Source organism: Hydrotalea flava (genome assembly GCF_001623405.1).
In the GTDB taxonomy this organism is placed as follows: Bacteria; Bacteroidota; Bacteroidia; order Chitinophagales; family Chitinophagaceae; genus Hydrotalea; species Hydrotalea flava.
In genome coordinates this window covers 1-12442 of sequence record NZ_LUHG01000012.1, presented here as the reverse complement: position 1 = coordinate 12442, position 12442 = coordinate 1, and the positions used below count along the sequence as shown (strand labels likewise).

The following is a 12442-nucleotide window of genomic DNA, read 5'->3' as shown; positions in this document are numbered from 1 at the left end:
CCAATACGTTTAAAATAGACAGAGGCTGCTTCAATAAAGAAGCAGCCTCTTTTCATGAAAGGGATTGCAATAGAGCAACCACCCAGCACTGAATGTTTAACTCATTTTAGCATCTTCTGCCATTCTGTGATACGAATTTTTACTGGCTTCCACTAATTTTAAAATTCTTTCCCTTACATCATCACGCAAACCGCTGGTTTCATTTTCAAGTACGGCTTTTAATTCATCCAATTCATTATTCGCCTGTCCGCGTAAATGCCGAAGTTTTTGTTTTATATCATCTGCAGTATCTGCAATTTTTTTACGGGTATCACTGCCCTTGGCGGGAGCAGTTAATAACCCAATGGCAACACCAGCCACTAACCCGGATAAAACGCCAATTAAAAGTTTTTGTGCACTCATAAACTATATTTTTATTGTGAAGAAATCATTTTTAGTAGCTATACAAGTTACCAACAGATGGCCTAAAAAGAAAGTTAAACAACAAATAATTAATATATTTTAACACTACATGCTTTTAAATTTTAACATTCCATACCACCAAATAATGAGCGGATAATTACTACACACAAAAAGTTTACCGAATATTTTATAGAATAGTTCTGAATTGCGCTTATTTTTGAATATATGCAAACAATCACCAAAGAAAACAAGGAACAAACAGTTATTACTTCCCCTGTTGTTTGGAAGTATGTGCTCCAATTTTTGGGTTGGTTTATTTTATTTTATTGGGGAACTGAAATTATTTGGGGACTAACAACTCCCCATCACTACTACATACCCTGGTTAAATCATTACTTTAATTACATTATGCTCAATAGAGTTATTGTATTAGAAAGCAGCAGAAAAATTTTAGAAGCTTCGGGATATTATATGTTTAGTCCGCAACCGGATGTGTTAACCATTAGCGGTGAGTATGGCATTATTTTAAATTATTCCTGTCTTGGTTTTGCAATCATCAGCTTTTGGATGGCATTTGTTATTACGCATCATGGCAGTTGGTGGTTTAAAATAATTTGGGCTATAATTGGTTTGGCTATCATCATTGTCTGCAATATTGCACGAGTTTGTTTGGTTTTATTATCGGGTTTGGAACATTGGTCATTGCCATTTAGATTGGATCACCATACTTGGTATAATATAATAACCTATGCTGCTATTATAGTGCTTGCATTTTTTTACAATTATTTTGTTACTAAAAAAAGAATTCAATAACAATCAGTTGCCGAAAAGAAATTGTGATTAATACCAATAATACATCTAAAAATGAAAAAATAAAGCGATAAAGTTTTAAATTCATTTACCGCTTTTTTACTAAAGTATAACAACTGTTTTTATGCAAATTTAAATGCTTTCATATAAGCAGCATCTGCTTTAGCACTCAATAAAGGCGTGGTACCGGTAAAGGCTTCCTGTTCAACAATATAATATTTCATGCCATTTTCTTTGGCTGTTTTTAAAATAGCTGGATAATCAATGGTACCCTTTCCTAAAATGCAGGATTCATGGCCACCATTGGCAGTTTTTGCCAAATCTTTTACATGGCATAAACGGAATCGATGATTGTATTTTTTAAGCCACTCCTGCGGATTTTCACCGGCAGCTACTACCCAGTAAATATCCATTTCAAAATCTACCAAGTGTGGATCTGTTTCATTCATCATAACAACCTGAGGCACTTGTCCATCTACAGGTTTAAACGAATAATCGTGATTATGATAGGCAAATCGAATTCCGTTTTTCTTACAAATTTCACCGCATTGATTAAACTGCTCTGCTATTTTTTTAAAGCTGTCAATATCTTTTTGTGGTCCTTTGTAAGGGCAAATTAAATAGTCCATACCAATTTCGGCAGCTTCAGCAGCTTTTTGCTCAAAGTTGGTATTGATATCGCAATGCGAGGAAATAATTTTTGTACCCACGCTGTCGCAATATTTTTTGAATTCTTTATTTGTCATTCCCCAAAACATGCCCATTTTTCCTTCAAAACTTTCTAATTGCTTATAGCCATAAGATGCCACAGCTTTGAGTGTTTGTTTAGGATCTTTGGCTAAATCTTCTTTTATTGTCCATAATTGCAAACCGAATTTAGAAAGATCGCCTTCAGTATGGTTGGCAACATCGGTTAATATATTAGTGGCCATTTTTTTTACAGGGGCTGCTAATGCCAGCGCAGAAAGGCCGCCCATTTTTAAAAAATTTCTACGATTGGTTGACATGTTGTTTTTTTTAAAGGTAATTGATGATATAATATTTCATTATAACAATGTTGGATAAATGCACCATCTACTAAGTAGCCCAGGCTTTATCCCCTTTTTTATAAGGCATACAACCATCATAATGACCGGGCACTGCCACATAGCGCAAAGCTTGGGTAGCACCGGGTTTAGAAGTAAAATACCCGAATAAGGTAAGCTGCTTCATCATTGTAAAATAATGGTTGGGCGACAAAGCAATGGTTTTGTTTCTTTCCTTTGCTGCTTCCTCTTTTAATTTCGCTTCTTTTTCATTTTTTTCTTTCTGATAGGCTTTTGCTTCAGCATCAATTTTTTCTAACAACGCAGTTCTTTGCTGCGGTGTTGCCTGCATAAAGCCGATACCGTTCTTTTTTTTGCAGAATTCATTTAATTGTCTGATGCCTTCCATGAATACTTTTTGATCGGGTTCCGTGTAGCAGTCAGTCACCATCACTTTCATAAAATTACCAATTCCGGCTGCTTTTGCTCCGGGAGAAGAAGTAGTTGGAATAATGGTTTCACCTACTTCATCCAAAAAAGCAATATCATCGGGCTTAAAGGCAACTGCACCCGATTTTTCATTTTTACAGCCGCTGAGTAAAAACTCGCCGCCTATCATCACACCGCCGGTAGCCAGTGCAACCATTTTTAAAAGTTCTCTTCTATCCATAACATGTATTTTAAAAGTTTAATTATATATTGTTTTTTTTCAATTGTTCAACTGCATAATTTGCTGCTCTTGCTGTAATGGCCATGTAAGTTAAAGAAGGATTTTGTGTACTGGTACTTACCATACAGGCTCCATCGGTAACAAACACATTTTTGCAATGGTGCATTTGGTTCCATTCATTTAGCAAAGCAGTTTTGGGGTCTTTACCCATTCTTACGCCACCCATTTCATGAATATCCAATCCGGGTGCCTGTTTGCTGTCGTGTGTTTGTATATTGGTACAACCGGCAGCTGCCAGCATTTCACTACCCTGAGTTAGAAAATCTTTCAATAATTTTTCATCATTGTCATCATAGGCAACCGAAGTAATTAATTGTGGAATGCCCCATTCATCTTTTTCAGTAGTACTTAAACGTACGTGATTGGTTTCTTTGGGAATGGTTTCACCCTGCATCATCATGCTTACATACCAGTTGCCGGCTTCGGTAATGGCATCTTTGAATGCAGCGCCGATACCATCGGCTGAAGCCCTTGCCCGGCCTGCACTGTAGTGCACCATATAGCCTCTTAAAAAATCAGTTTCCTGATGGTATACATTTCTAAAATTAGGCATCATGGCTTGTGTTGGCCTGCGCCCATAATAATATTTATCCTGCGGTCCATCAAACGAAGCTGTAACGTGCCCTCTGTAATTGTGAAAGGCAATAAATTTGCCCAGTAATCCACTATCGTTACCCAATCCATTTGGAAAACGATTGGAAACAGAATTCAACAAAATTAAATTGGTATTGATGGTAGATGCATTTACAAAAATAATTTTGGCATAATATTCCGTTGCTTCTTTTGTAACAGCATTAATTACTCTAACGCCGGTGGCTTTCTGTAGTTTTTCATCATAAATAATAGAGTGAACAACACTTTCGGGCACTAATGTAAGATTACCTGTTTTTTGTGCCCAGGGAATGGTACTAGCATTTGAACTGAAATAACCGCCAAACGGACAACCACGCTCACACAAACTACGGGCCTGGCATTGCGTACGCCCCTGTTCCACATGAATGGGATTGGGTTTGGTTAAATGCGCACACCTGCCTTGCACTACATAGCGATTTTTATATTGCTGCATAATGCGCTGTTGAATGGTTTTCTCCACACAGTTCAAATCCCAGGGTGGCAAAAACTCTCCATCCGGCAATGTTTCCAGTCCATCTTTATTACCACTGATACCGGCAAATTTTTCTACATGCGAATACCATGGCGCAATTTCATTATAAGTAAAAGGCCAGGGAACGGCAAAAGCATCCCGCTCCGGACCTTCAAAATCGAATCGGCTCCAACGTTGGGTTTGCCTTGCCCACAATAAACTTTTTCCACCTACCTGATACCCTCTAATCCAATCAAATGGTTTTTCCTGAACATAAGGGTGTTCGGTATCTTTTACAAAAAAATGTTGCGAAGCTTCCCCAAATGCATAACAGCGGGCAACTACCGGATTTTCAGTGGTTACTTTTAAAGGCATGCGACCCCGGTGCGTAAAATCCCAGGGATTTAATGTAGCTGTTGGATAGTCTTTAATATGCACTACATCTCTGCCTCTTTCTAATAAAAGCGTTTTCAATCCTTTTTCGGTTAATTCTTTGGCAGCCCATCCACCACTGATGCCAGACCCAATAACTATGGCATCATAAGTGTTTTTTTGAACACCTCCTGAATTAATATTGACATGAGCTGTATCCTGTGGCATATCTGAAATTTACTTGATTATTTCATTCAATTAAAAAATCTAATTTTCACTGTCTTAACAATTATTCGATCATTATTTTCTATGGCAACATTTTAACCCATTATTATATATTGTTTTTCTTCAACTCATCTACTGCATGGTTCACTGCCCTTGCCGTAAATGCCATATAAGTTAATGAGGGATTCACGCAAGCAGCAGATACCATAAATGAACCATCGGTAACAAAAACATTTTTGGCATCCCAAACCTGATTGTATTTGTTTAATACCGAAGTTTTAGGATCGGTACCCATACGGGCAGTACCCATTTCATGTATACCGTGGCCCATGGCATGGCCATTGTCCCAGGTAGTTACCTGCGTAGCACCAACTGCTGTTAACATTTGTGCCATTTCGTTTACCATATCTTTTCGCATGGCTTTTTCATTGTCTTTAATTTCAGCATCCATTGCTAAAACAGGTAAACCCCATTTGTCTTTTTTGTTTGGATCTAAGGTTATTTTATTTTCATGATAGGGTAAAATTTCACCAAAAGCAGTAGCGCCAATAGTCCAGGTACCCGGTTGTGTTAATGCCTCTTTAAAATTGGCACCGATGTTTAATTCAGCCACTTCCCGGCTCCAGCCTTCGCGGCTGGCACCACCCTGGTAGCCAAAACCACGCAGGTAGTTTCGTTTGTCATTAAACAAATTTGCAAAACGGGGAATATAGAAACCGGTAGGCCTTCTGCCACCATCATAATAAACATCTTCAAATCCCGGCATTATCCCCGATGCACCACAGTTGTAATGATGGTCCATGATATTGTGTCCTAATTCGCCGCTACTGCTGCCCAGTCCATCGGGCCAGATATCGGTTGCAGAATTCATGAGTACCCATGCCGAATTTAAGGCAGAGGCATTCAGAAATACAATTTTTGCATAATAGGTATAGCTTTGATTGGTTTCGGCATCTAATACTTCTACACCGGTGGCTTTTTGGGTATTTTTATCGTAAATAATCCGGGTAACAATACTAAAAGGGCGTACCGTTAGTTTGTCGGTTGCTATAGCTGCCGGAAGGGTAGATGATTGTGTACTAAAGTATCCGCCAAAAGGGCATCCTTCCCAACAACGATTTCTAAACTGGCAATTGGTGCGGCTTTGAATAGGCTTTGTAATATTGGCTACCCTGCCTATAAATAAATGGCGCTGATTGTTGTATTGTTTTTTTAAACGGGCAGCCACTTCTTTTTCTACACAGTTTAGCGGTATAGGAGGTAAATATTGCCCATCGGGTAATTGCGGAAGTCCTTCTAAAGAACCACTGATGCCGGCAAATTTTTCAACATAATCGTACCAGGGGGCAATTTCTTTGTAACGTACCGGCCAATCGATTGCAATACCGTCTTTGGCATTGGCTTCAAAATCAAAATCACTCCAGCGATAGCTTTGGCGGCCCCACAATATGGAGCGACCACCTAACTGGTAAGAACGCCACCAGGTAAATGGTTTTATTTCGGTATAGGGGCAATCCTGTTCATTGGCCCAATAATCCATCACTGCTTCATTAGCTGCCCATCCGCGATGTATAACGGGGTAGGCCTTACGTTGTGCTTCGGTGGTCCTTCCGCGATGCGGAAAATCCCAGGGATCCCATTGCGCAGTTTTATAATCTTTAATATGCTCAAAATTGCGGCCACGTTCCAGCATAATGGTTTTCAATCCTTTTTCAGTTAACTCTTTAGCTGCCCATCCACCACTAATACCTGAGCCAATTACAATGGCATCATATGTATTGGCCTCTGTTGCTTTTGTTGCGATATTGGGTTGATTGCCCGGCATGTGATGACTGTTTAAAAAGTTGAAAAATATAACTTCAACAGATTATTAAATATTTCCTTTTTTCAATTCTTCTACTGCATAATTGGCAGCACGTGCTGTAAATGCCATGTACGACAAAGAAGGATTTACGCAAGCTGCAGATACCATAAAAGAACCATCGGTAACAAATACATTTTTCGCATCCCAAACCTGATTGTATTTGTTCAACACAGAAGTTTTAGGATCGTTACCCATTCTGGCAGTACCCATTTCATGGATGCCTCTTCCCGGTGTACCATCACCATCCCATCCTTGTACATTTTTAACACCGGCTGCTTCTAACATTTCCACTGCATCATTCAGCATATCTTTCCGCATTTTCAATTCATTTTCTTTCAATTCGCAGTCAATAGCTAAAACAGGCAAACCCCATTTATCTTTCTTGTTTTTATCGAGGGTTACTTTGTTTTCATGGTAAGGTAAAATTTCGCCAAAGCCACCCATGCCCATGGTCCAAGTACCAGGCTCGGTTAATGCTTCTTTAAATGCAGCACCAATACTTAATTCAGGAATATTGCGGCTCCAGCCTTCCCGGCTTCCGCCTCCTTGGTAACCAAAACCTCTTAAATAATCGCGTTTATCACCAAATAAATTTCTGTAACGGGGTATATAAATGCCATTAGCTCTTCTGCCATAAATGTATTTATCTTCATAGCCTTCTACAATTCCGGAAGCACCTACTCCCAAATGATGATCCATTAAATTATGACCCAGTTCACCGCTACTGCTACCCAAACCATCGGGCCATATATCGGTTGCTGAATTCATGAGCACCCAAGCGCTGTTTAGCGTAGAAGCATTGAGAAACACAATTTTAGATTTATACTCATAGGTTTGATTATTCTGCGCATCTAACACTTCAACACCGGTAGCTTTTTTGGTGTCTTTATCATACAATATTTTGGTAACAATACTCCAAGGCCTTAACGTTAGGTTACCGGTTTTTTGTGCGGCAGGCAAGGTAGCCGACTGTGTACTAAAATAAGCACCAAATGGGCATCCTAGCCAACATTTATTTCTGTATTGGCAATTGGTTCGGCCTTCATGTGGCACGGTAATATTGGCGGTTCGGCCAATAATCATACTACGGGCGCCTTTATAATGGTCTTTTAAGCGGGCTGCTACATCTTTTTCCACACAAGTCATTTCCATAGGCGGCATAAACTGCCCATCGGGTAGTTGTGCCAATCCATCCCTATTACCACTAATACCGGCAAATTTTTCAACATAATCGTACCAGGGAGCAATTTCTTTGTAACGTACCGGCCAATCAATGGCAATACCATCTTTAGCATTAGCTTCATAATCAAAATCGCTCCAGCGATAGCTTTGTCGGCCCCATAATAAAGAACGGCCACCTACATGATAACCTCTAAACCAATCAAAACGTTTTACTTCAGTATAAGGAGATTCCTGTTCATTTACCCACCAGTCTACATTAAATTCATTCAATACATAATCGCGTTTTAAAACGGGATGGTCTTTAATCATTTGCTGTGTGGGTCTTCCCCGGTGTGGAAACTCCCAAGGATCTTTATTTGCGTTTACATAATCTTTAATGTGCTCAATGTTTTGACCACGTTCTAACATCAACACTTTTAAACCCTTCTCGGTTAATTCTTTAGCAGCCCATCCGCCACTAATACCCGAACCAATTACAATTGCATCAAAATAGTTATCTGCCATAAAAAAATGTATAAATTATAATGTGAAAAATTATTTTAATTTCAAAAACAAGCACTATTAAAGCTATTTCTTTTTTATACTTTGCATCAACCGTTGTTCATTTTTATCAATACTTTATACAAAAGCTTACACATCGCAAATAGCAATGGCTTTTTTCAATGATTCAATTTTATCATTGCCTGTTGGTATAAACTCCTGTGCTACAAAATCGTTAAACCCTGTTGCTACAATGGCTTTCATTATTGCGGGGTAATACAATTCCTGTGTGTCATTAATTTCGTGTCTGCCGGGAACGCCACCGGTATGGTAGTGTGCAATGTAAGGGTGATACTCCTGAATGGTTCTTATCACATCGCCTTCATCTATCTGCATGTGATAGATATCGTACAACAATTTAAAATTAGGAGACCCAATACGTTTACACAGTTCTACTCCCCATTTGGTGTGGTCGCACATATAATCTTTATGGTCTATTTTACTATTGAGCAATTCCATTACAATGGTCACATTATTTTTCTCTGCATCGCCCATAATTTGTTTCAATCCCTGTACACAATTGTTCCAGCCTGTTTCATCATCCATACCTCTTCTACTACCGCTAAAACAAATCAAATTTTTGTAACCTGCTTGTCCAACTAATGCAATGTGTTCTTTATAACGTGGGATTAATGCTGCATGAAATTTGGTATCAGCCCAACCATCGGTAAGGTTTAATTCGGCGCCATTGCACATAGAAGAATTAAGGCCATATTTTTTTAAAACCGGCCAATCAGAAGGTCCCACCAAATCAATGCCTTTTATGCCAATTTGTTTTGCGGTGGAACACAAGCTTTCTAAAGGTAAATATTGATACATCCACCTGCATACTGCATGATTGATATTGCCTTTTAAAGCTGAAGTTTCGGGCTCAAACGCCACACCAGATTGCTTCATTTTCAATAAAAAGGGAGCAGCGGCAGCCGTTGCTGTTCCGGTAAATAATGTTTGAATTGCTTTGCGCCTGTTATACATGCTGCTATTTTAAAAGGATAAGGAAAAATTGAGAAGTGCTGCTATGATTGTGCAACGACCATTGTTTTATTTTTTGATTTTTTTTTATAGAAAAACAATGCGGTAAATGCCACAATTAAAATAATAGGAATTACAAAAGTGGTATTAATAATAGCCGGGCCGGCTGCTTTTTTGGCTTCAATTAACTGATTGGCCATATCTGAACCGGGAGGCGCTTCCATAAACGCTTTAATATCGGCATTTACCGGTAATTGCGCAGCCAGTAAATTGTCGTAATGGCTACCCATAAAAATGGTGTATACCGAAACTGCAAACATACCTGCACCGCCCATTAAATTAAGCCCTACAGCGCCGGTTTCGGGTAAATTTTCAGAAACAAAACCCAACATGGTAGGCCAGAAATAACAAACGCCTAAACCAAATACCAATGCACCCAAAAACAATAAATTACCGGTTGTATGTCCTAGTATATACAAACCCAAGGCTGAAAATATGGCCGAGAATAATAGCACACCTGCAGGTGATAAACGATGTACCACCGGTCCTGCAAAACCACGGCCCACCACCATTACACCGGTTTCAATGGTTAATAACAGAATGGCATTATCGCTTACATTTTTTAACAAAACATCAATCCATTGTCCTGTAAACAACTCAGTAATGGCTGTGCCAAACATTAAAATAATCATGATAATGAATAAGGGGTTCAATAAAGAGCGGTACATTTTTGCAGTACTTACACCTTTTGCAACCCTTTCTGTTACAGGAAATTGTAATTTACTGAACAGATACCCATATATTAAAGTAGGTATAATCATTAATCCTACTTGAATTTGCCAGCCAATTCCTATTTTATCTAATAAAAACACCAATAGTGTACCAATTACAATACCACCCGGAAACCACAAATGAAAGTGGTTTAATTTGGTGGTTTTATTATCCGGATACAAAGATGTAATTAAGGGATTACAAGCAGCCTCAACCGTGCCATTAGCCAGCCCAATTAATAAAGTAGAAATAAATAAAGCAGCATAGGGGCTACCAAATTTTCCGGCATAAATGGTTAAAATAATACCTGCTAAATGAAATACAAATGCTAGAATCAATAACCGCTTCATACCAATGATATCTACCACGATACCGCCAAAAATAATGGCCAGCGGAAATCCCCAAAAAGCAGTAGCTGCAATAGCACCCAACTCTGCTTTATTCAATTGAAACTGTGTACCCAAGGTGTCTAATATTCCTGCCCTGATACCGAAGGAAAGCGAGGTTACCAATAAGGCTAAACAACTGGCAACAAATAACTTGTTTTTTTGAATGTTGGCTTGCATAATCAATCGTTAGGGATAAATCGTTTGAAGGTTAAATGTAAAAGTAATTTTTTAACCAGCAGCATTTGCAGGAGATTTTGATAAAAATCAATTCTTTTTTAACGCTTTGCAAATCTGTTTATTTATAATACACAAAGCTTACATTTGATGGTGTTGAAATGAATGTAAGCTTTAACAAAGCCTTTCAACTAATCAGCCTTATTGCATTGCCTACAGTTATCAGTTATCTGTTTTATTAAAAATGATACACGATTGCTTAGCTAATAACGGCTCTTTTTTTATTATTCCAAAACTGTTAGAACCATGAAAAGAAAATTACGTATGGGAATGATTGGCGGCGGCAAAGATGCCTTTATTGGCGCCATTCATCGTATTGCAGCCAATATGGATGGCCTGATTGAATTGAGTTGCGGTGCATTGAGCATTCATCCTGAAACAGCCATTCAATCAGGTGAAATGCTTTTTTTACCCAAAGAAAGAACCTATTTAACCTACGATGAAATGTTGCAAGCTGAAAGTAAAATGCCTGCCGATAAACGAATAGATTTTGTTACCATTGTTACACCCAACTTTGCTCATTTTGCCCCGGCCATGATGGCATTGGATTTGGGCTTTCATGTAGTAATTGAAAAACCCATTACTTTTTCATTGGAGGAAGCCAAACAATTGAAAAGAACACTGGAAGCAACGGGACTACATTTGTGTTTAACACATACATATTCCGGCTACCCCATGGTAAAGCAGGCAAAAGCTATGATTCAGGCAAATACTTTAGGTAAAATCAGAAAAGTTTGGGTAGAGTATCCGCAGGGATGGCTCAGCAAATTATCTGAACGCGAAGGCAATGCGCAGGCGGCTTGGCGTACTGATCCTAAAAAAAGTGGTAAAAGTGGTGCCATGGGCGATATTGGAACCCATGCAGCTCACTTAGCCGAATATATTACCGGTTTAAAAATTACGCATTTGTGTGCCGATTTGAATGTAATGGTGGAAGGCAGGGCATTGGATGATGATGGCAATGTATTGTTGAAATTTAACAACGGTGCTGCAGGTGTTTTAATGGCATCGCAAGTAGCTGCCGGCGAAGAAAATGCACTGAAAATAAGGGTTTACGGCGAAAAAGGTGGCATTGAATGGGCGCAACAAGAGCCCAATACTTTATGGGTAAAATGGTTAGATGCGCCTACACAAATACTGAGAGCAGGCAGTAATTATGCCGACCGCCTCTCTACTTTTGCCACACACAATTGCCGCACGCCGGGCGGTCATCCGGAAGGTTATTTAGAAGCATTTGGTAATATTTACCGAAACTTTGCCCTTACCCTTTTAGCTGAACAACAGGGCGAAAAACCTACTGCCGAAATGCTTGACTTTCCTTCGGTAGCGGAAGGCGTACGTGGTATGGCATTTATTGACAGTGTGATAGCCTCTGCACATTCATCAGAAAAATGGACGCTATTTACGGAGTAGCATTGACGAATAGCATTACCGAACGTACAAGTGTGCGACGCAACAACAGCCAAATGCTTGTGCTATTGCTGATAACAAAAAATAATTGACTATGCAAACAATAAAAGGTCCAGGTATTTTTTTAGCACAGTTTATGGGTAACAATGCCCCCTTTAACAGCCTGCCTGCTATTTGCGAGTGGGCCGCGGGTTTGGGCTACAAAGGCATTCAAATACCTACCTGGGATACCCGTTGTTTTAATTTACAATTAGCCGCCGAAAGTAAAACCTATGCCGATGAATTGAAGGGATTGGTAAATAGTTATGGCCTGGCAATTACCGAACTGTCTACCCATTTACAAGGGCAGCTAATGGCCGTGCATCCTGCTTATGATGCTTTGTTTGATAGCTTTGCGCCTGCCGAAGTGCATGGCAACAGCAAGGCACGTAC

General features: G+C 39.2%; 10 protein-coding genes and 1 pseudogene. 3 read left to right on the top strand and 8 right to left on the bottom strand.

Features of this window, described 5'->3' with window-relative positions:
- Positions 1-96: 96 nt before the first annotated feature.
- Positions 97-402 (bottom strand): YtxH domain-containing protein, encoded by a 306-nt coding sequence (locus tag A0F92_RS00220; RefSeq protein ID WP_068240421.1) that lies wholly within the window; start codon positions 400-402, stop codon positions 97-99.
- A 225-nt stretch (positions 403-627) separates the two neighbouring features.
- Here A0F92_RS00220 and A0F92_RS00215 point away from each other — a divergent pair, with 225 nt between their 5' ends.
- Entirely contained in the window at positions 628-1215 is a 588-nt protein-coding gene (locus A0F92_RS00215) for an exosortase/archaeosortase family protein (RefSeq protein WP_068240419.1), read from the top strand.
- Between the two features lie 119 nt (positions 1216-1334).
- On the opposite strand, the gene A0F92_RS00210 is transcribed toward A0F92_RS00215, so the two are convergent.
- The 7 genes from A0F92_RS00210 to A0F92_RS00180 all read right to left on the bottom strand — a co-directional run bounded on the left by A0F92_RS00210 (position 1335) and on the right by A0F92_RS00180 (position 10543).
- A complete protein-coding gene (locus A0F92_RS00210) occupies positions 1335-2219 on the bottom strand; it encodes a sugar phosphate isomerase/epimerase family protein (RefSeq protein ID WP_068240417.1) in 885 nt (294 codons plus the stop codon).
- Positions 2220-2289: 70 nt separating this feature from the next.
- Positions 2290-2907 carry a gluconate 2-dehydrogenase subunit 3 family protein gene (locus A0F92_RS00205; RefSeq protein ID WP_068240415.1) on the bottom strand — a complete coding sequence of 206 codons (618 nt, stop codon included), beginning with the start codon at positions 2905-2907 and terminating at the stop codon, positions 2290-2292.
- A 22-nt stretch (positions 2908-2929) separates the two neighbouring features.
- Positions 2930-4651 carry a GMC oxidoreductase gene (locus tag A0F92_RS00200; RefSeq protein ID WP_068240413.1) on the bottom strand — a complete coding sequence of 574 codons (1722 nt, stop codon included), beginning with the start codon at positions 4649-4651 and terminating at the stop codon, positions 2930-2932.
- Between the two features lie 103 nt (positions 4652-4754).
- Positions 4755-6473 (bottom strand): GMC oxidoreductase, encoded by a 1719-nt coding sequence (locus A0F92_RS00195; RefSeq protein WP_068240411.1) that lies wholly within the window; start codon positions 6471-6473, stop codon positions 4755-4757.
- A gap of 45 nt (positions 6474-6518) precedes the next feature.
- Positions 6519-8198, bottom strand: coding sequence for a GMC oxidoreductase (locus tag A0F92_RS00190; protein WP_068240409.1), 1680 nt, complete (start codon positions 8196-8198; stop codon positions 6519-6521).
- Between the two features lie 126 nt (positions 8199-8324).
- The gene (locus A0F92_RS00185; protein WP_068240407.1) at positions 8325-9209 is read right to left on the bottom strand and encodes a hydroxypyruvate isomerase family protein; all 885 of its coding nucleotides are present in this window, start codon (positions 9207-9209) and stop codon (positions 8325-8327) included.
- 41 nt (positions 9210-9250) lie between these two features.
- A complete protein-coding gene (locus A0F92_RS00180; protein WP_068240404.1) occupies positions 9251-10543 on the bottom strand; it encodes an MFS transporter in 1293 nt (430 codons plus the stop codon).
- A gap of 303 nt (positions 10544-10846) precedes the next feature.
- Here A0F92_RS00180 and A0F92_RS00175 point away from each other — a divergent pair, with 303 nt between their 5' ends.
- Positions 10847-12013: a Gfo/Idh/MocA family protein gene (locus A0F92_RS00175; protein WP_068240402.1), complete on the top strand. Its 1167-nt coding sequence runs from the start codon at positions 10847-10849 to the stop codon at positions 12011-12013.
- A gap of 91 nt (positions 12014-12104) precedes the next feature.
- A pseudogene (locus A0F92_RS00170) lies at positions 12105-12442 on the top strand (sugar phosphate isomerase/epimerase); the annotation flags it as partial.